Annotated in this window: 19 protein-coding genes; 14 read left to right on the top strand and 5 right to left on the bottom strand. The window is 62.8% G+C overall.

What is annotated here, in order from left to right; all coding sequences use genetic code 11:
- Positions 1 to 28: 28 nt before the first annotated feature.
- Complete coding sequence (locus EGY12_RS18130) at positions 29 to 1,192, top strand: MFS transporter (RefSeq protein ID WP_123894862.1); 1,164 nt, start codon at positions 29 to 31, stop codon at positions 1,190 to 1,192.
- Here EGY12_RS18130 and guaD read toward each other — a convergent pair.
- Positions 1,177 to 2,493: a guanine deaminase gene (gene guaD, locus EGY12_RS18125; RefSeq protein WP_123894861.1), complete on the bottom strand. Its 1,317-nt coding sequence runs from the start codon at positions 2,491 to 2,493 to the stop codon at positions 1,177 to 1,179. The two genes, EGY12_RS18130 and guaD, sit on opposite strands and share 16 nt — an antisense overlap.
- Before the next feature lie 429 nt (positions 2,494 to 2,922).
- On the opposite strand from guaD, the gene fecI reads away from it, so the two are divergent.
- From fecI to ydfG, 5 genes are all read left to right on the top strand, one after another.
- Complete coding sequence (gene fecI / locus EGY12_RS18120; protein WP_123894860.1) at positions 2,923 to 3,447, top strand: ferric citrate uptake sigma factor FecI; 525 nt, start codon at positions 2,923 to 2,925, stop codon at positions 3,445 to 3,447.
- A complete protein-coding gene (gene fecR, locus EGY12_RS18115) occupies positions 3,444 to 4,400 on the top strand; it encodes a ferric citrate uptake sigma factor regulator FecR (protein ID WP_123894859.1) in 957 nt (318 codons plus the stop codon). Before fecI ends, fecR begins: the two co-directional genes overlap by 4 nt.
- Before the next feature lie 115 nt (positions 4,401 to 4,515).
- The gene (gene fecA, locus EGY12_RS18110) at positions 4,516 to 6,867 is read left to right on the top strand and encodes a TonB-dependent Fe(3+) dicitrate receptor FecA (protein ID WP_123894858.1); all 2,352 of its coding nucleotides are present in this window, start codon (positions 4,516 to 4,518) and stop codon (positions 6,865 to 6,867) included.
- A gap of 200 nt (positions 6,868 to 7,067) precedes the next feature.
- Positions 7,068 to 7,589 carry a GNAT family N-acetyltransferase gene (locus tag EGY12_RS18105; RefSeq protein ID WP_123894857.1) on the top strand — a complete coding sequence of 174 codons (522 nt, stop codon included), beginning with the start codon at positions 7,068 to 7,070 and terminating at the stop codon, positions 7,587 to 7,589.
- A 124-nt stretch (positions 7,590 to 7,713) separates the two neighbouring features.
- On the top strand, positions 7,714 to 8,463 hold the full coding sequence (gene ydfG, locus EGY12_RS18100) for a bifunctional NADP-dependent 3-hydroxy acid dehydrogenase/3-hydroxypropionate dehydrogenase YdfG (RefSeq protein ID WP_033648231.1): 750 nt from the start codon (positions 7,714 to 7,716) through the stop codon (positions 8,461 to 8,463).
- Positions 8,464 to 8,499: 36 nt separating this feature from the next.
- Here ydfG and EGY12_RS18095 read toward each other — a convergent pair whose 3' ends face one another.
- Positions 8,500 to 8,826 carry a YnfA family protein gene (locus EGY12_RS18095; protein WP_004938563.1) on the bottom strand — a complete coding sequence of 109 codons (327 nt, stop codon included), beginning with the start codon at positions 8,824 to 8,826 and terminating at the stop codon, positions 8,500 to 8,502.
- A gap of 148 nt (positions 8,827 to 8,974) precedes the next feature.
- Here EGY12_RS18095 and EGY12_RS18090 point away from each other — a divergent pair, with 148 nt between their 5' ends.
- Positions 8,975 to 9,343, top strand: coding sequence for a DUF1283 family protein (locus EGY12_RS18090; RefSeq protein ID WP_123894856.1), 369 nt, complete (start codon positions 8,975 to 8,977; stop codon positions 9,341 to 9,343).
- Between the two features lie 89 nt (positions 9,344 to 9,432).
- Positions 9,433 to 9,732, top strand: a complete 300-nt coding sequence (locus EGY12_RS18085) for a DUF1161 domain-containing protein (protein WP_019455911.1) — start codon at positions 9,433 to 9,435, stop codon at positions 9,730 to 9,732.
- 50 nt (positions 9,733 to 9,782) lie between these two features.
- On the opposite strand, the gene EGY12_RS18080 is transcribed toward EGY12_RS18085, so the two are convergent.
- Complete coding sequence (locus EGY12_RS18080; protein ID WP_123894855.1) at positions 9,783 to 11,270, bottom strand: MDR family MFS transporter; 1,488 nt, start codon at positions 11,268 to 11,270, stop codon at positions 9,783 to 9,785.
- A gap of 509 nt (positions 11,271 to 11,779) precedes the next feature.
- Here EGY12_RS18080 and EGY12_RS18075 point away from each other — a divergent pair.
- The 5 genes from EGY12_RS18075 to clcB all read left to right on the top strand — a co-directional run bounded on the left by EGY12_RS18075 (position 11,780) and on the right by clcB (position 16,643).
- Positions 11,780 to 12,496, top strand: a complete 717-nt coding sequence (locus tag EGY12_RS18075) for an ABC transporter permease (RefSeq protein WP_004938551.1) — start codon at positions 11,780 to 11,782, stop codon at positions 12,494 to 12,496.
- Positions 12,497 to 12,560: 64 nt separating this feature from the next.
- A complete protein-coding gene (locus EGY12_RS18070) occupies positions 12,561 to 13,418 on the top strand; it encodes a glycine betaine ABC transporter substrate-binding protein (protein ID WP_371415432.1) in 858 nt (285 codons plus the stop codon).
- 11 nt (positions 13,419 to 13,429) lie between these two features.
- A complete protein-coding gene (osmW, locus tag EGY12_RS18065; protein WP_015377782.1) occupies positions 13,430 to 14,080 on the top strand; it encodes an osmoprotectant ABC transporter permease OsmW in 651 nt (216 codons plus the stop codon).
- Complete coding sequence (gene osmV, locus EGY12_RS18060; RefSeq protein ID WP_123894853.1) at positions 14,077 to 15,216, top strand: osmoprotectant ABC transporter ATP-binding protein OsmV; 1,140 nt, start codon at positions 14,077 to 14,079, stop codon at positions 15,214 to 15,216. Before osmW ends, osmV begins: the two co-directional genes overlap by 4 nt.
- A gap of 125 nt (positions 15,217 to 15,341) precedes the next feature.
- Positions 15,342 to 16,643: a voltage-gated ClC-type chloride channel ClcB gene (clcB, locus tag EGY12_RS18055; RefSeq protein WP_123894852.1), complete on the top strand. Its 1,302-nt coding sequence runs from the start codon at positions 15,342 to 15,344 to the stop codon at positions 16,641 to 16,643.
- Here the strand turns inward: clcB and EGY12_RS18050 are convergent.
- Complete coding sequence (locus EGY12_RS18050) at positions 16,640 to 17,032, bottom strand: helix-turn-helix domain-containing protein (RefSeq protein ID WP_123895628.1); 393 nt, start codon at positions 17,030 to 17,032, stop codon at positions 16,640 to 16,642. The genes clcB and EGY12_RS18050 overlap by 4 nt on opposite strands.
- Before the next feature lie 69 nt (positions 17,033 to 17,101).
- Here EGY12_RS18050 and EGY12_RS18045 point away from each other — a divergent pair, with 69 nt between their 5' ends.
- Complete coding sequence (locus tag EGY12_RS18045) at positions 17,102 to 17,596, top strand: DUF2938 family protein (RefSeq protein WP_123894851.1); 495 nt, start codon at positions 17,102 to 17,104, stop codon at positions 17,594 to 17,596.
- A gap of 5 nt (positions 17,597 to 17,601) precedes the next feature.
- Here EGY12_RS18045 and bioD read toward each other — a convergent pair whose 3' ends face one another.
- Positions 17,602 to 18,267: a dethiobiotin synthase gene (bioD, locus tag EGY12_RS18040; protein ID WP_049199186.1), complete on the bottom strand. Its 666-nt coding sequence runs from the start codon at positions 18,265 to 18,267 to the stop codon at positions 17,602 to 17,604.
- Positions 18,268 to 18,296: the final 29 nt, after the last annotated feature.

The raw sequence follows: 18,296 nt of genomic DNA, 5'->3' as shown, positions 1-18,296 counted from the left end.
GGCCTGATTCTGCAACCCATGGATGCTTATGACACCCGCGAGAAAGCTGACGGCAATAGCGCTGGTCATCGCCTTTATTCAGTTCACCAATGCCCTGGAATACATGGTATTCAACCCGATATTCATCTACATGGCCGCCGATTTTTCCGTGCCCGTCAGCTTCGCCGGCTATGTCAGCGCGGCCTATACGCTGGCGGCGGTGATTTCCGGCATCGGCGCATTTTTCTGGATCGGCAGCGTTGAGAAGCGGCGCTTTCTGCTGCTCAATGTCACGCTGCTGGGCGTGACCACCTTATTGATCGCTGCAACCCAGCAGTTTTACTGGCTGCTGGCACTGCGGCTGTTGGCCGGGCTGTTGGGCGGCACCACGATGGGCGTCGGGATCGGCCTGCTGCTCAACGCCGCACCGGCCACGCTGCACGGCAGAATGTTGGCGACGGTGATCGCATCCTTTTCGTTAGTGAGCATTGTCGGCATGCCGGGCATGCTGTACCTGTGCGAAGTGGCGAGCTGGCGCGCCGCGCTGGTGACTATCGGCGGGCTGTGTCTGCTGGCGGCCGTCTTGGTCGCGCTGTTCGTTCCCAGGGATACGCCGCAGCCACGGGCTACCGCGCCCGTCGCGCTCGATCGCCGGTTGCTGCTGTTCGCCGCCGCCGCCGGCCTGACGCAGTTCAGCCCGATGCTGCTGATCCCGGTGCTGGCGCCGGTGCTCACCCAGCGGCTACAGGTGGCAGACGCGCATTTGCCCTGGCTGTTTCTCATCGGCGGCGTGGCCGGCTATCTGGCGACCGTACTGGCGGGCCGCTGGCTGCAACACTTTGGCGCCGTGACGCTGACGGTGGGTGCCACGCTGTTGCTCCTGGGCAGCCTGTGGCTGGCGGCGCGCGGCGGCGATCGCGGCGAGCTGTTCATGGTCGCGTTTCTCGCGGCGGCCTATGCGCGGCTGGTGGCGATCTCTTCCCTGAGCATGCGCTGGCCGGACGCTCGGCAGCGCGCCGCCTTTGGCGTACTGCAAACCGCCCTGATACACCTGAGCGCCACGGCGGCCTTTTTGCTCTCCTCCGCGTTGCTGAGCAGCGGCCTCACCCCGTTTAGTCTGCAACGCCTGTTATGGCTGTGCGCGCTGAGCGCGGTCGCCGTCGCGCCGCTCAGCGTTTGGCTGCAGGCGCGGCTGCGTCAGCGCGGCGCCTGATAAACCACCTTGCCGTCCACATAGGTGCGATAAATGTTGCGATCGTCCCCCAGCGTCATCAGCACGAACCCTTGTTCCGCCGACGTGGCGCTGTTGGCGTAGCGCAACTGCTGCAGCGGCGTGACCGCCGGATCGAGCACCACGAAATCTGCCTCTTTGCCGACGTTGAAGTTGCCGATTTTGTCGTCCAGCGACAGCGCGCGGGCGCCGCCCAGTGTGGCGTGATAGAACGCTTCTACGGCGGAGAGCCGGTAATGCTGCAGCTGGCCAACTTTGTACGCTTCGCCCAACGTGCGCAGCATATTGAAGGTGGTGCCGGCCCCCACGTCGGTGCCGATGCCGAGCTTCACCCGCTTGCGCCAGGCCTGCTGCAGGTCGAACAGCCCGCTGCCGAGGAACAGGTTGGAGGTGGGGCAAAACGCGATCGCAGAGCGGGTCTCACACAGGCAGTCCCACTCCTGCTCCTCCAGGTGCAGGCAGTGGGCGAACACGCTTTTGCCGCCGGTCATGCCGTAGCGATGGTAAACGTCCAGATAGCTTTGGCTCTGCGGGAACAGCGATTTTACCCAGGCCACTTCCTGCGGATTCTCGCTCAGGTGCGTCTGCAGCCAAACGTCGGGGAATTCTTCGCGCAGCCGCTGCACCTGCGCCAGCAACGCCGGCGTACTGGTGGGCGCAAAGCGCGGCGTAATGGCGTAACCGAGGCGGCCTTTGCCGTGCCAGCGTTCGATCAGCGCACGCGTCTGGCGATAACTTTGCTCCGGCGTTTCCAGCAGCGCCTGCGGCGCATGGCGATCCATCATCACCTTACCGGCGATCAGGCGCATGTTCAGCGCTTGCGCCTGGGTGAACAGCGCATCGACCGACTGCGGATGCACGCTGCCGAACACCAGCGCGGTGGTGGTGCCGTTGCTCAGCAACTCCCGCAGAAAGAAGGCCGACATCTCGTCGGCGTGCTGTTCGCAGCCGTAACGGCTTTCGGTCGGGAAGGTGTAATTGTTTAACCACCCCAGCAGCTGGTCGCCATAGGCGCCAATCATTTCGGTTTGCGGGTAGTGGATGTGGGTATCGATAAAGCCCGGCACGATCGGTTTGTCGCGATACTCCGTGACCGCGAAACCCGGCGGCAACAGCGCCTCACCCTGCTGCCAGCTGCCGAACCAGACGATGACGCCGTCGTTCAGCAGCAACAAACCGTCGGGAATGTGCCGCAGGTATTCGTCGAGCTGTTGCGGTTCCTCCACGCAGGCGGTGATGTCAAAAAAATTGCCACGAATGGCCGTGGTGAATTGCAGTGCCATTATTTTCTTCCTTGTGACGACCGGCCAAGCTCACCTGCGTAATAACCTGCGCTGATGGAACAATGCCTTCTGTAGCCAAAATTAAAGACCGAATTAAGCATAGCAAGCTGTATGCCAACAGGCGGCGATAAAATACATTTTTTAAATAAAGACAAGCAATTAGAGATTGACCTAAAAGCATGGGCCGTCGAAAAAGAATAAAAACAACGCTCAGTCTTTAACGGCGGATAAATAGCAACCGATTGCTTGCCGGAATAACATCTCGCCGCTGCACCTTGACTGGGCAAGCGGATATTTTCGCGACCGTGACGTTTATTTCAACGCGATGTAAAGCGGTCTGGCCCATTCTCTAGGCTACCCGACAAACTTGAAACGATAACCATTCTCAATTATCATCCGCACATCTTTTTGACCAGCAATGCGAAAACCATGTCCGCCACCGCCTCCGCCCCGCACGCCGCGCTGTCGCGCCTTTACGCCACCCACCATGCCTGGTTGCAGGGATGGCTGCGCAGGCGGCTGGGCTGCGCTTTCGACGCGGACGATGTGGCGCAGGACACCTTCATGCGCCTGCTGAAAAACGACGCCGCGGCGACCCTGCGCGAGCCGAAAGATTTTCTGGTCACCGTCGCCAAGCGGGTGATGGTCGATCTGTTTCGCCGCAGAACGCTGGAGCGCGCTTATCTGGAGATGCTGACGCTGATCCCGGAAGGCTGTGCGCCGTCACCGGAGCAGCGCCAGAGCCTGCTGGAAAGCCTGCAGCAGATCGACGCCATGCTCGACGGCCTGGGGCCGAAGGTGAAACAGGCCTTTCTGCTGTCGCAGCTCGAAGGCCTGGGCTATGCAGACATTGCCTTACGCCTCGGCGTGTCGGTCAGTTCGGTTAAAAAATACATGGCCAAGGCTACCGAGCATTGCCTGCTGTTCAGCCTGGAAAACGACGTTTTCTCATGAGCAACGCCATCACCCCCGAGCAGCGTCAGGCGCTGAAGATGGCCGCACACTGGTATGCCCTGCTGTGCGATGAACACGTCACCGACCGCCAGCGCCAACAGTGGCAAGTCTGGCACCAGCAGCATGACGATCACCGTTGGGCCTGGCAGCGCGTCGAGGCGCTGCAAAACCAGCTGCAGGGCGTGCCGGGCAAATTCAGCTACCGCGCGCTCGATCGCGCCGGCCGCCAGGCGGCGATCGAGCGCCGCACCCTGCTGAAAAGTCTGCTGCTGTTGCTGGGCGTGGGCGGCGGCGGTTTCCTTTACCAGTCGCCGTTCGGCCGGGAGCTGCGCGCCGACTACCGCACCGCCACCGGCGAGATCAAACCCATTGTGTTAAGCGACGGCACCCAACTGGTGCTGAACACCGCCAGCGCGGTAGACGTGCATTACGACGATCGCCAACGGCTGATCCGCTTGCACGCCGGGGAGATCAGCCTGGTTACCGGCCGCGACCCTCGGCCGCTGTGGGTGCAAAGCCCGCAGGGAGCGATGCGCGCGCTCGGCACCCGCTTTTTGGTACGTGAGAGCGGCGGCGAGACGCGCCTGACGGTGCTGGAGCATGCGGTCGAAGCGCAGCTGGCGCAGGACGCGCGGCAAACGCGCCGAGTGGAGGCCGGAGAACAGATCGGCTTCAGCGCCACGGCCTTCAGCGAAAAGCAACCGGCTGCGGCGGAGGACGGCTGGCTGCGCGGCGTGCTGAGCGTCAGCCAGTGGCGGCTGGACCGGGTGATCGCCGAACTGGCGCGCTACCGGCGCGGCCACCTGAGCTGCGATCCGGCCGTCGCCGGCCTGCGCGTCAGCGGCAGTTTCCCGCTCAACGATACCGATCGCGCCCTCGCCCTGCTCAGCCAGACCCTGCCGGTGCGCCTGCAGAGCTTTACCCGCTATTGGCTGAAAATCGTCCCCGCCTGAATCTTTTTAAATGAAAATGATAAAAAATCGCATTCTTGATTATCCCTTTTGCTTTGCTCATCCGACTCCCAGGAAAACACTGCAGCAATAAATAAAAAATGATTCAGGAGAAGGTATGAACAACGCTTGGGGAAAGGGAGCGCCGGCTTCGCTTTGGGGAAAACGGGCCACGCCGCTGGCCGTGGCCATTGGTCTGGCCTTCGCCGCACCGCTGACGGCGACCGCCGCCAGCGCCGCTGCAACCTATCACATTCCGGCCGGTGAACTGGACGGCGCGCTGAACGCGTTCGCCGCGCGCGCCGGCATCGCGCTCTCGGTGGACGGCACGCTGACCGCCGGTAAACGTTCGCCTGGCCTGAGCGGCAGCTACGGCGTCGATGACGGCCTGAACGCCCTGCTGGCCGGCAGCGGCCTGCAGGCTAAAGCGCTCGGCAACAACGGCTATACGCTGAACAAACTGCCGCAGCCGCAGAAGGAAGAAGACATCACCGTGGTCGGTGACTGGCTGGCGGAAGGCCGCCAGGTAGACGTGTTCGAACATCCCGGCGCGCGCGACGTGGTGCGCCGCGAAGCATTCGCCAAAACCGGCACCACTACCGTGCGCGAAGCGTTGAACCGCGTGCCGGGCGTGGTGGCGCCGGAAAACAACGGCACCGGCAGCCACGATATGGCGCTGAACTTCGGCATTCGCGGCCTCAACCCGCGCCTCGCCAGCCGCTCTACCGTACTGATGGACGGCATCCCGGTGCCCTTCGCCCCTTACGGCCAACCGCAGTTGTCGCTGGCGCCGGTCTCGCTCGGCAATATGGACGCGATCGACGTGGTGCGCGGCGGCGGCGCGGTGCGCTACGGGCCGCAGAGCGTCGGCGGCGTGGTTAACTTCGTCACCCGCGCCATCCCGAAAACCTTCGGCATGGAGGCCGGCATGCAGGGGCAGCTCAGCCCAACCTCGCGCCAGGATCACCCGAAAGGCACCGGTAACCTGATGATCGGCGGTACCGCCGACAACGGCCTCGGCGCGGCGCTGCTCTACTCCGGCACCCGCGGCAGCGACTGGCGCGAACACAGCGCGACCAAGATCGACGACGTGATGCTGAAAAGCCGTTACGCACCGAACGAGGTGCACAGCTTCAACAGCCTGCTGCAATACTACGAAGGCGAAGCGGAGATGCCGGGCGGCCTGAGCCGGGCGGACTACAACGCCAACCGGTTCCAGTCGACGCGTCCGTACGACAAGTTCTGGGGCCGCCGCCAGCTGGCGAACTTCGGCTATCAGTATCAGCCGGATCAGCAGCACAAGTTCGACGTGCAGAGCTTCTACACGTACACCCTGCGCAGCGGCTATCTGGATCAGGGCAAAAACCTGACGCTGTCGCCGCGCGAATACTGGGTGCGCGGCGTGGAACCGCGCTACAGCCAGAGCTTCCGCTGGGGCGATTCAGCCCATGAGGTGGGCGTCGGCTACCGCTACGTCAGCGAATCCACCCACGAGTTGCGCTACACCAGCAAGGCCAGCACCGGCCGGTTGCCCTCCACCGCCAGCCCGTACGATCGCGACACCCAGTCCGGCACCGAGGCGCACGCCTTTTATATCGACGATCGCATCGATATCGGCGATTGGACCATCACACCGGGCATGCGCTACGAATACATCAAGTCGTATCAGAACAATTACATCAAGAACAACCGCCTCGACGTCAGCTATAACGCGCCGCTGCCGGCGTTGAACGTGATGTATCACCTGAACGAATACTGGAACCTGTACGCCAACACCGAAGGCTCCTTCGGCACCGTGCAATACAGCCAGATGGGTAAAGCGGTCGACAGCGGCAAGATTGAACCCGAGAAGGCGCGCACCTGGGAGCTGGGCACCCGCTACGCCGGCGATGCGCTGACCGGCGAAATCGGGCTGTTCCTGATCAACTTCAACAACCAGTACGATTCCAATCAGGTGGCCGACAGCGTGACCGCGCGCGGCAAAACCCGCCACGCCGGGCTGGAAGGCAGCCTGCGTTACGATCTGTCGCAGCTGACGCCAAAACTGGACGACCTGACCGCCTACGCCAGCTACGCCTACGTCAACGCAACCATCCGCGAAGACGGTGGCTACAAGGGCAATCAGGTGCCGTTCTCACCGAAGCATAAAGGCACACTGGGGCTGGACTACACGCCGGGCAACTGGGCGTTTAACCTTAACGGCGAGTTCCAATCCAGCCAGTTCGCCGACAACGCCAACACCGTGGCGGAAAGCGCCGACGGCAGCACCGGCCGCATTCCCGGCTATATGCTGTGGGGCGTGCGCGCCGCCTATGATTTCGGCCCGGAAATGGCCAGCCTGAATCTGGGCGTCGGCGTGAAAAACCTGCTCAACCACGAGTATTTCACCCGCGCCTATGACGACAACAACAAAGGTCTGTACGTCGGCCAGCCGCGCACCATTTATCTGCAAGGCTCGGTGAAGTTCTGATCCCCGGCGGCGGGCGCGCTTCATCGCGCTCGCCGCCTCACTCACAACGTGACATCGTCACTAAACCTGAGCTTCTCACCTTGCCCAAGCGGCGAAAAATAAGTCGCTTCTGCCGCCAATGCGCGTAATATCGACGATCCGCCCCGATTTATGGGCGCGAATCTTTTGCCGTTCTGGCCTGAAAAGCGAGGGAAAATAAGATGAATCATAATGACCTTTCTCAGTGCCGCGTTGACACCGACCGTTTGTTGATTGCCCCCTTTACCGCAGCAGACGCCGATGATGTTTACCAGGCGATCACCCCCACTCTGACGCGCTTCATGACCTTTGAGCCGGAAGCGTCGCCGGAAGATTTCGCCAACGTCTGGCAAGGCTGGCTGCCGCTGATGCGCGAAGGCGAAGAAGTGATCTTCGTCGCCCGTCGGCGCGAAGACCGGCAGTTCGTCGGCGTCGGCGGCGCGCATAACCTGCGCAGCCGCACCCCGGAGTTGGGCATCTGGGTGAAAGAGGGCCTGCACGGCCAGGGCTACGGCCGCGAAATCGTGCAGAGTATCGCGCGCTGGGCCACCGAACGCTTTCAGCCGCCGCACCTCGTCTACCCGGTGGCCGAACAGAATACCGCCAGCCGCCGTCTGGCCGAATCGCTGGGTGGCGTGCTGGCCGGCCGCTGTGAACGCATCAAGTATGACGCCGTGGTCTACCACCTGCCGCCTCAGCATTGATCCGCACCGGGCCGCCGGCCCGGCTTGGCTTTTTTTCTCTGCGCCACGATAACCGCTGCCACTGCCTGCAGGTTTGTGCTAATGATAGAGGCATGTAGGGTAAAAACAGTTGAGGAACAGCAACATGATTATTTTTGTTACCGGCGCCACCTCCGGTTTCGGCGAGGCCATTGCGCGCCGTTTTATTCGTGAAGGCCATCAGGTGATCGCTGCCGGGCGCCGCCTTGAGCGTCTCGAAGAGCTGCGGGACGAATTAGGCCAAGCGCTGCACATCGTGCGGCTCGACGTGCGCAACCGCGCCGCCATTCAGCAGGCGATTGAGGCACTGCCGGCCGAGCTGCGCCAGATCGACGTGCTGGTGAACAACGCCGGGCTGGCGCTGGGGCTGGAGCCGGCGCACAAGGCCAACGCCGATGACTGGGAAACCATGATCGACACCAACGCCAAAGGGTTGGTGAACATGACCCGCGCGCTGCTGCCGGCCATGGTCGAGCGCAACGTCGGCCATGTGATCAACATCGGCTCCACCGCCGCCAACTGGCCTTACGCCGGCGGCAACGTGTACGGCGCCACCAAAGCGTTCGTCAAGCAATTCAGCCTGGGCCTGCGCGCCGATCTGCACGGCACGCGCATCCGCGTGACCGATATCGAGCCGGGCCTGGTGGGCGGCACCGAATTCTCCAACGTGCGCTTCAAGGGCGATGACGGCAAGGTCAACAAAACCTATGAAGGCGCCGATGCGCTGACGCCGGAAGACATCGCCGAGTCCGTGTTTTGGGTCGCGACGCTGCCGGCGCGCGTCAACATCAACACGCTGGAAATGATGCCGGTCAGCCAGTCCTTCGCCGGGCTGAACATCCACCGCGGCGCCTGATCCCTGATGGCGGGAGGCGACTCCCGCCCTGTTTCCTCAGGCCGCGCGCCAACCGGAAACGATGATCAGCATGCCTGCCAGCGCCACCCCGGCCCCTACCCAGTCCAGCGCCGACAGCTTCACGCCGTCCACCACCCGCAGCCACAGCAGCGCCGTCGCCACATACACGCCGCCGTAGGCCGCGTAGACCCGCCCGCTGGCCGCCGGATGCAGCGTCAACAGCCAGACAAACAACATCAGGCTCAATGCCGCCGGCAGCAATAGCCAGGCGCTGCCCTGTTTCTTGAGCCAAAGATAAGGCAGGAAACAGCCGATAATTTCAGCCAGAGCGGTGGCGAAAAACAACAGCGTGGTTTTTAACATCGGTAGCAGTTTTCTCTCGGTAAATTAAACGAATTGGCGCTTGGCTGGTGAATTCCAGGAGCGCAGTGGTATATTTGTCAACACGCCTGCGGGCGAGGTAACGCCAGTGTCGCCATCATCAGGCGCACTCACTCATAAGGATGAAACGATGAAAACATTTTCGACCCAACGACTGCTGCGCGGGATGCTGCCGGTCGCCATGCTGGCCGTAATGGGCGCCTGGCAGGCGCCGGCGCTGGCCGCCACCTGCACTCAGGGCAGCACCTGTGTCACCGTCGATGGCAAAGGCAGCGGCGCGATGAGCACCGAAGAAGCGCGCCAGAGCAAAGAGCAGTGGAATGATACCAAAACCCTGCGCCATAAGGTTAACACTCGCATAGAGAAAGAGTTCGACAAGGCCGATCGCGCGGCGGATGACGAAGATCGCTGCAACGACAGCAACAACGTCAACGCGTACTGGGAGCCGGACACCCGTAAATGCCTGGATCGCCAGACCGGGCGTCGGATTATTCCTTAATCCGCCTGCGGCGGGCGGGCAAGCGTGAAACCCGGCCGCCGTTACTGCTATCCTGTTACAGGAAGTCCATTGTCTAAAAGGATGACGTGATGAAGAAAACGCTGATATTAACCGCTGTGTTGCTGGCCGGCGCCCCCCTGGCGGCCCTGGCCTCCTGCGAAAGCGTGAAAGCGGACATTTCGCAAAAAATCGTCAATAACGGCGTTCCGGAGTCCGGCTTCAAACTGGAGATCGTGCCTAACGATCAGGCCGACCAAGCGGGCGGCCAAGTGGTCGGCCACTGCGAAAACGACACACAGAAGATCGTCTATACCCGCCTGAACAACGGCGACGATCGCGGTGACGCAGCGCAGACCGGCACCAGCCAGGACACCTCCAACACGCAGTAAGCCGCTTCGGCTACCCAGGGCGCTCAACAGCCGCGCCCTTTTCTTTTCCCTTACGCCTGCTCCGCCTCTTCCTCTTCGCCCTGTGGCCGACAGCGCGCCGGGATCAGCATCGCCGCCGCCAGCGCCAGCAGCGATACCAACGCTGACGCCAAAAACACCCAATGCAGCGAAGCCGCCACCTGCTGGGTCAGCTGCGCCAGCGCTTCGCTCCCCATGCTCTGCCGCGCCGCCGGCTCCATCAGCCGCTGCACCGGATCGTCAATCTCCGGCAAACGCCACTGCAGGTTGAGGTTCAGCGTGGCGCCCAGAATGGCGGTGCCGATAGCCGACCCCACCATGCGGGTAAACACCGTACAGGCAGTGGCGATGCCGCGAATGCTGTAATGCGCCGCGTTCTGCACCGACACTAAAAACGTGGTGTTGCACAGCCCCATGCCGGCGCCGACCATAAACGCCGCCACCCGGCCCCACAGCAGGCCGCCGTTCGGCTGCAGCATCAGCAGGATCAGGCCACCCGCTACCAACAGCAGCGCCCCCAGCAGCGCCGTAGCGCGATACGAGGTCATCAGCATCAAACGGCCACTCAGCGTGCTGGCCAGCGGCCAACCGATCGACATCAGCGCCAGCGTGGTGCCCGCCTCCAACGGCGAACCGCCCATCACGCCCTGAATGAAGGTCGGCAGGAAGGCGCTGATGCCCATCATCGCCGCGCCGATCACCAGCCCGCCGATGTTACCGGCGACGATCACCCGGCTTTGCCACAGCGCCAGCGGGAATAGCGGTTCGACCGCACGCCGCTCCTGGCGGACAAGCAACGCCAGCGACGCCGCCGCCAGCGCAAGCAACGGCGCCACCCACCATCCCAGGCTTTCCATCTGCAACAGCGCCAGCAGCAGCGCCGAAACGAACAGCGTCAGCCAGGCGGTGCCCGCCAGATCCAGCGCGTGCCGCCGCAGCTGCTGATGCGCCGGCAGATAGCGCCAGAGGAAGAACATCGCCAGCAGGCCGATCGGCAGGTTGACCCAGAACACCAGCGCCCACGGCAGATGCTGCACGATAAACGCGCCCAGCAGCGGGCCGATGATCGCCGACACGCCCCACACGCTCGACAGGTAGCCCATCACCTTCGGCCGCTCGGTGGCGCTGTAGATGTCGCCGATGATGGTGGAGGCGATCGGCATGATGGCGCCGGCGCCCAGCCCCTGCAATAAACGGAAGCCGATCAGCCAATACATGTCGGGGGCGAAGCCGCACAGCACCGATCCCAACAGGAACAGCGTGGCGCCGAAGAAGAACACCCGCTTGCGGCCGTAGAGATCCGCCAGCCGCCCGTAGATGGGAATGGTGATCGCCTGCGCCAGCAAATAGACCGCGAACACCCAGCCCAACAGCGAGAAACCGCCGAGATCGCCGATGATGGTCGGCATGGCAGTGGCGACGATGGTGGCTTCGATCGCCGACATGAACATCGCCAGCATGCAGGCGATCAGAATCAACGGGCGGTGGGCGATGGGTGCGGGTGAAACGTTATTTGTCATGGCGTTATGCAGGTTTCCTGGCGTTTTTATTTTCCCTGAGTATATCAGCAAGCGCCTGCGCCAAGTCTATCCGCCCTCACATCCTGCCTTTGCCGACGGCGAATCGCACCATTTGGACCAATTGTTACGGCGTAACGTTTTGCTGTGGATTTTTTTCACTTTCCACGCATCCCAGCGCTGACGCGGGCTGAGGCGCCGATCCGCGTAATCTCAATCAACTGATTTTGTTAATAAAACTTGGCATGGTCAACGACAGGGTGCTATACCTTCCCTAGCCGGGGTCATTGGGCTTCGTGCTTTCTCTAGTTTAAATATCAGTATCTTATGCTGATTAACTCACGTATTGAGCCACCGTTCAGCACGCTATGCCGAACACACCCTTCGCTCAATGTCGCTAACCTCATGCGAAACGCCCGTTTTGTACCGCCACGCCTGCCGGGCTGTGGGTAACAATCAGAGCGGAATGCGCCGTCTCGTCGGCCGCTCCGCGCAACGGAGGACGCAACATCATGCACAAGTCAGCGCCATACCGGCGCCTGCTCCTCGGGAGCCTGCTGTTCATCGCCGTCATTGCGCTGCTGGTTTACGGCATCGGTTGGGAGACCCTCAAGTCGCGCCGGGAAGATTTGATTTACCTCGGCCAGCAGCACATGTTCCTGGTGGTGTGTTCCATGCTGCTGTCGCTGCTGGTCGGCATTCCCAGCGGCATCCTGCTGAGCCGCCCCTTCGCCCGCCGCTGGGCGGAGCACGTGATGCAGATCTTTAACGTCGGCAACACCCTGCCGCCGCTGGCGGTGTTGGCGCTGGCGATGGTGATCATCGGCATCGGTGACCGGCCGGCGGTGGTGGCGCTGTTCCTCGCCTCACTGCTGCCTATCGTGCGCAATACCTATGCCGGCCTGCGTTCGGTGCCGCCGGCGCTGGTCGAGGCCGCCAACGGTATTGGCATGACAGCCGGGCAACGGCTGCGCCAGGTCGAACTGCCCAACGCACTGCCGGTGATCTTCGCCGGGGTGCGCATCGCGATGGCGATCAACGTCGGCACTGCGCCGCTGGCGTTTTTGATCGGCGCCAGCAGCTACGGCGAACTGATCTTCCCCGGCATCTACCTGAACGACTTCCCGACGCTGATCCTCGGCGCCGCCGCCACCGCGCTGATCGCCCTGCTGCTCGATCTGGCGCTGGCCGGACTCGGCCGCCGGCTCAGCCCACATACCGCATCCTGACGGGAGAAACGCGATGACTCGATGGTTACAACACCTCCGCCACGCGCTGCTGTTCTCCTTGCTGATGTTCGGCGCGGCCGCCTGGGCCGCCCCGCTGACGCTGGCGAGCAAGAACTTTACCGAACAGCGCATTCTGTCGGCGATCACCGTGCAATATCTGCGGGCCAAAGGTTTTCAGGTCGAACCCAAAACCAATCTGGCCACGGTGATCACCCGCAACGCGATGATCAACAAACAGATCGACATGACCTGGGAATACACCGGCACCTCGCTGATCATCTTTAACCACATCAATAAACGCATGTCGCCTCAGGAGACCTACGCCACAGTGAAAAAGCTCGACGCCAAGCTCGGCCTGGTGTGGCTGCAGCCGGCGGACATGAACAACACCTACGCTTTCGCCATGCAGCGCCGGCGCGCGGAAAAAGAGCAGATTCGCACGATGTCGCAGCTGGTAGCCAAAGTGGAACAAGTGCGTAAAACCGACCCGAAACATAATTGGCTGCTGGGGCTGGATCTGGAATTTGCCGGCCGCTCGGACGGCCTGAAACCGATGCAGGCGCTGTACGACATGCCGCTGGATCGCCCGCAAATCCGCCAGATGGATCCCGGCCTGGTTTACAACGCTATCCGCGACGGCTTCGTCGATGCCGGGTTGGTGTACACCACCGACGGCCGGGTGAAAGGCTTCGATTTGCAGGTGCTCGAAGACGACAAGGGCTATTTCCCGAGCTATGCGGTCACGCCGGTGGTGCGCGCCGACGTGTTGCAAAACACGCCGGGGCTGGAAGATGCGCTGAACACGCTGTCGAAACAGTTCAACAATCAGGTGATCACCGAGCTTAACGCCAAGGTGGATATCGACTACCAGACGCCGCAACAGGTCGCCGACGCGTTCCTCAAGCAACGCGGCCTGATTTAGGGAGGCATGTGATGAATACCCTACTTTACGCCTGGCAAAACTGGGCCTATATCGCCGGATTGACGCTGGAGCACCTGCTGCTGGTGGGCGTCGCCGTCGGCCTGGCGATCCTGATCGGCGTGCCGCTCGGCGTGCTGATCGTTCGCCACAAATGGCTGGCGACGCCGGTGCTGAGCCTGGCCACGCTGGTGCTGACCGTACCCTCCATCGCCCTGTTCGGGCTGATGATCCCGCTGTTTTCCTTAATCGGCCACGGCATCGGCTACGTCCCGGCGATCACCGCGGTGTTCCTCTACTCGCTGCTGCCGATCGTGCGCAACACCCACACCGCGCTCGACAACCTGCCCGGCGGGCTGCGTGAAGCCGGCCGCGGCATCGGCATGACGTTCTGGCAACGCCTGCGCTGGGTAGAGATCCCGGTGGCGCTGCCGGTGATTTTCGGTGGTATTCGCACCGCCGTGGTGATGAATATCGGCGTGATGGCGATAGCCGCGGTGATCGGCGCCGGCGGCCTCGGCCTGCTGCTGCTCAACGGCATCAGCAGCAGCGATATCCGCCAGTTGATTACCGGCGCCGTGATGATCAGCCTGCTGGCGATCGTCCTCGATTGGTTATTGCACCGCTTGCAAATTGCGCTAACGCCCAAGGGGATCCGCTCATGATTAAATTGGAAAATCTGACCAAACAGTTCATGCAGAAGAACGGCACGCCGTTCAACGCCGTCGACAACATCAATCTGGACGTGCCGGAAGGCGAAATCTGCGTGCTGCTCGGCCCTTCCGGCTGTGGCAAAACCACCACGCTGAAGATGATCAACCGCCTGATCGAACCCAGCGGCGGCACTATTCTGATCAACGGTGAAGACACCAGCGCACTGGATACCGTCAGCCTGCGCCGCAAAATCGGCTACGTCATCCAGCAGATCGGCCTGTTCCCCAACATGACCATCGAGGAGAACATCACCGTGGTGCCGCGCATGCTGGGCTGGGACAAAAAACGCTGCCACGATCGCGCCGAGGAGTTGATGAGCATGGTGGCGCTGGATCCCAAGCGCTTTTTGCACCGCTACCCGAAAGAGATGTCCGGCGGACAGCAGCAGCGCATCGGCGTAATCCGCGCGCTGGCGGCCGATCCGCCGGTGCTGCTGATGGATGAACCCTTCGGCGCAGTGGATCCGATCAACCGCGAAACCATCCAGAACGAGTTTCTCGACATGCAGCGCCAGCTGAAAAAGACCGTGATGCTGGTGAGCCACGACATCGATGAAGCGCTGAAACTCGGCGATCGCATCGCGGTGTTCCGCCAAGGCAAAATCGTACAGAACGCCAGCGCCGATGAGCTGCTGGCGCGGCCGGCGAACGAGTTCGTCGCCTCCTTTGTCGGCCAAGACCGCACGCTGAAGCGCCTGCTGCTGGTGCAGGCCGGCGACGTGGCCGATCAGCAGGAAACGGTGACGGTGCGGCGGGAGACGCCGCTAGTGGAAGCGTTCGGGCTGATGGACGATATCGACGCCCGCTCGGTGACGGTGGTGGACGCCGACGGCAAGCCGCTGGGATACGTCAAACGCCGGGAGGCGCGCGGCGCGCCGGGCGTTTGCGCCGACAGCCTGCACCGTTTCCGCGTCACCGCACGGGCGGAGGAGAACCTGCGCGTGGTGCTGTCGAAGCTGTACGAGCACAACACCTCCTGGATGCCGATCGTCGATGAAGACGGCCGCTACAGCGGCGAAATCTCGCAGGATTACATCGCCGACTACCTGAGCTCCGGCCGCACGCGCCGGGTGCTGACGCCGCAATAACTCACTCAGGGGCGCCTGGCGCCCCGCCCAGGCTGCAGTTTGCTAAAGATTCACTGGTCATCGGCCGGAGCGCCAAGCACAATGCGCTGATGACCCTTTGATTTTTCTCACGACGCCGCCCACGCATGAAAAGATTGGTCCACCTGCACCACTATCGCGCCCTGTTGCGCAGCCTGTTTATCGCCGTGTTCATCGGCGTCGCCGCCGCTCTGGCGGTGTGGCTGTTCCACCGTTCGATGATTGGCCTCGAGTGGCTGCTGCTCGGCAATGCCGACGGCAGCCTGGTGGCCGCCGCCGCCGCGCTGCCCGGCTGGCGGCGCGCCCTCACTCCCGCGCTGGGCGGCCTGGCGGCGGGCCTGCTGCTGTATATTCACCAGCGCTATCGCCACCAGCGCCCGGCGGCGCCCACCGACTATATGGAAGCGATTGAGACCGGCAACGGCAAGCTGGACACCGGCGCCAGTCTGGTGAAGTGCCTGGCGTCGCTGCTGGTGGTGTCGAGCGGCAGCGCCATCGGCCGCGAAGGCGCGATGATCCTGCTGGCGGCGCTGGTGGGCTCGCTGTTCGCTCAGCGCTTTACGCACGAGAAAGAGTGGAAACTGTGGGTGGCCTGCGCCGCCGCCGCCGGGATGGCCAGCGCCTATCATGCGCCGCTGGCGGGCAGCCTGTTTATCGCCGAGATCCTGTTCGGCACCCTGATGCTGGCCTCGCTCGGCCCGGTGGTAATCGCCGCGGTCAGCGCGCTGCTGATGACCAACCTGCTCAACGGCGGCCAGGCGCCGCTCTATCTGGTAACGCCGCTTTCCGCCCCCTTGCCGACGCAATACCTGCTGATGGCGCTGGTCGGCGTGGTGGCCGGCGCCGGCGGGCCGCTGTTTTTATGGCTGATGACCGCCACCGGCCACGCCTTCCGCTCGCTGCGGTTGAAGCCGCCGCTGCAGCTGGCGTTGGGCGGCCTGATCGTCGGGCTGCTTTCGCTGCTGTTTCCGCAGGTATGGGGCAATGGTTACAGCGTGGTGCAGGCGCTGCTGATCGCGCCGCCGGGGGTGCTGCTGCTGGGGGCTATCCTGGTGTGCAAGCTGTTGGCGATCCTCGCCAGCAGCGGGTCAGGCGCGCCGGGCGGGGTCTTCACCCCGACGCTGTTCGTCGGCGCCGCCCTCGGTTCGATCATCGGTCAGCTGTTTGGCCTGTGGCCGGGCATGGATGCGGCAGTGCCGCTGCTGCTGGCGCTGACCGGCATGGCTACCTTGCTTGCCGCCACCACCCATGCGCCGATCATGGCGGCGCTGATGGTGTTTGAAATGACCGGCGAATACGCCCTGCTGCCCGGCATTCTGCTCTCGTGCGTGATCGCCACCACCGTGTCGCGCGGCCTGCGGCCGGTGTCGGTGTATCATTCGGCGCCGCCGCCCAAACGCGAAGCTTAGAACTCGCCCTGCTGCAGGGTTTTTCTGAACTGCGGGCACTGCAGGTGCTCGGGTTCAGGGCAATCGACCATGTGGCGTAGCCCGTCGCGCACCTGCACCAGGCGCTGGATATGGCGATCCAGCTCATCCGCCCGCGCCGCCAGCAGCCCGCGATCGAGCGCTATCTTGCCCCGATCGTCAAACAAGGCGCTCATCTCGTCCAGCGTAAAACCGGCCAGGCGCGCCAGCGCGATCAGCCGCAGTTGGTCAAGCACGCCGGCAGCGTATTGGCGGCGCAACCCGTGGCGGCCCGTCGGCGCGATCAGCCCTTTCTTCTCGTAATGCCGCAGCGCGGAAGGCGCGACTCCGCTCAGGCGCGCCACCGCGCCGATATCCAGCTCTTTTACCATTGACTTGAAGCCGACTTTAAGTTGCACACTGTGCGCACCTTATCACGTCACTGAGTCAAGGACACCCCTATGACCCCCGATCTGTTAGTGCGCATACTGTTAACCGGCGTTGGCGCCACCCTCTGCATGGATCTGTGGGCGCTGCTGCTGAAGCGGCGCTTCAGTATCCCTTCCCTCGATTATGCGCTGGTGGGCCGCTGGTTTCTCGGCATGTTCGACGGCCGCTGGTTTCACGCCACCATCGTTACGGCGCCGCCGCGCCGAGGAGAGAGAAAAATCGGCTGGATATTGCACTACGCCATCGGCATCGCGTTTGCCTTTATCCCGATCGGTTTGGCGGGCACCGGGTGGTATGCTGCGCCGGAGCCGTTCATCGCGCTGTTGAGCGGCTGGCTGAGCCTGGCGGCGCCGTTTCTGGTGATGCAGCCCGCGCTGGGCTTTGGCGTGGCGGCGGCGAAAACCGCCTACCCACGAAGAGCGCGGCTCCTCAGCCTGCTCACCCACACGGTGTACGGGCTGGGCCTGCTGATCGCTGCCCGGTTGTTGGCGGTGCTGTGCGCCTAGCGGGCTTACAGCAGCGTGGAAATATCGAGGTAGTGCGCCAATTCGCGCTGCTCCGCACGCGGCAGGTAGGGAATTTCACCCAGCAGCGGCGCAGGTATGCGCTGCTGCAGCGCCGCGATGGTTTCGGCATAGTGCGCTAACCCTGGGTTGATGCGGTTAGCCACCCAGCCCAACAGCGGCAGGCCGTCGTTGATGATCGACTGTGCGGTCAACAGCGCGTGGCTGACGCAGCCCAGCTTGATGCCCACCACCAGCACCACCGGCAGCTGTTCCTGCACCACCCACTCGGCGTAAGGCCGCAGATCGTTCATCAGCACCCGCCAACCGCCGCTGCCTTCCACCACCACCGTATCGGCTTTGGCGGACAGATCCCGCAGACCGCTGCTCATCACACCATAGTTAATGTCCTCGGTCGCATGCGCATGAAACACCTCATCCAGGCAGGTGATGGGATTGATCTCCTCGTAGGACAGCGGCAGGGTTGAGGATGCCTGCAACACCAAAGCGTCTTTATTGCGGATGCCCTCGCTGGTTTCCTGGCAGCGTGCGGCGATCGGTTTGTAGCCTGCCACCGAACGGCCTTCGGCGGCCAGCGCCTGCATCAACCCGCGGGAAACCACGGTTTTACCGACGTCGGTATCCGTGCCTGTCACAAATAAACGCTTCAACATGAATAAAATGCCCCAGAATGCCCCGTTAA

It is taken from the genome of Serratia sp. FDAARGOS_506 (assembly GCF_003812745.1).
GTDB lineage: Bacteria > Pseudomonadota > Gammaproteobacteria > Enterobacterales > Enterobacteriaceae > Serratia.
The sequence above is the reverse complement of the archived record's forward strand: the minus strand, read 5'-3'. Positions and strand labels throughout refer to the sequence as shown.

Coding starts and splice junctions, on each gene's coding strand:
- EGY12_RS18130 (WP_123894862.1), top strand. CDS start 29: ATGACACCCGCGAGAAAGCTGACGGCAATAGCGCTGGTCATCGCCTTT.
- guaD (WP_123894861.1), bottom strand. CDS start 2,493: ATGGCACTGCAATTCACCACGGCCATTCGTGGCAATTTTTTTGACATC.
- fecI (WP_123894860.1), top strand. CDS start 2,923: ATGTCCGCCACCGCCTCCGCCCCGCACGCCGCGCTGTCGCGCCTTTAC.
- fecR (WP_123894859.1), top strand. CDS start 3,444: ATGAGCAACGCCATCACCCCCGAGCAGCGTCAGGCGCTGAAGATGGCC.
- fecA (WP_123894858.1), top strand. CDS start 4,516: ATGAACAACGCTTGGGGAAAGGGAGCGCCGGCTTCGCTTTGGGGAAAA.
- EGY12_RS18105 (WP_123894857.1), top strand. CDS start 7,068: ATGAATCATAATGACCTTTCTCAGTGCCGCGTTGACACCGACCGTTTG.
- ydfG (WP_033648231.1), top strand. CDS start 7,714: ATGATTATTTTTGTTACCGGCGCCACCTCCGGTTTCGGCGAGGCCATT.
- EGY12_RS18095 (WP_004938563.1), bottom strand. CDS start 8,826: ATGTTAAAAACCACGCTGTTGTTTTTCGCCACCGCTCTGGCTGAAATT.
- EGY12_RS18090 (WP_123894856.1), top strand. CDS start 8,975: ATGAAAACATTTTCGACCCAACGACTGCTGCGCGGGATGCTGCCGGTC.
- EGY12_RS18085 (WP_019455911.1), top strand. CDS start 9,433: ATGAAGAAAACGCTGATATTAACCGCTGTGTTGCTGGCCGGCGCCCCC.
- EGY12_RS18080 (WP_123894855.1), bottom strand. CDS start 11,270: ATGACAAATAACGTTTCACCCGCACCCATCGCCCACCGCCCGTTGATT.
- EGY12_RS18075 (WP_004938551.1), top strand. CDS start 11,780: ATGCACAAGTCAGCGCCATACCGGCGCCTGCTCCTCGGGAGCCTGCTG.
- EGY12_RS18070 (WP_371415432.1), top strand. CDS start 12,561: ATGTTCGGCGCGGCCGCCTGGGCCGCCCCGCTGACGCTGGCGAGCAAG.
- osmW (WP_015377782.1), top strand. CDS start 13,430: ATGAATACCCTACTTTACGCCTGGCAAAACTGGGCCTATATCGCCGGA.
- osmV (WP_123894853.1), top strand. CDS start 14,077: ATGATTAAATTGGAAAATCTGACCAAACAGTTCATGCAGAAGAACGGC.
- clcB (WP_123894852.1), top strand. CDS start 15,342: ATGAAAAGATTGGTCCACCTGCACCACTATCGCGCCCTGTTGCGCAGC.
- EGY12_RS18050 (WP_123895628.1), bottom strand. CDS start 17,032: ATGGTAAAAGAGCTGGATATCGGCGCGGTGGCGCGCCTGAGCGGAGTC.
- EGY12_RS18045 (WP_123894851.1), top strand. CDS start 17,102: ATGACCCCCGATCTGTTAGTGCGCATACTGTTAACCGGCGTTGGCGCC.
- bioD (WP_049199186.1), bottom strand. CDS start 18,267: ATGTTGAAGCGTTTATTTGTGACAGGCACGGATACCGACGTCGGTAAA.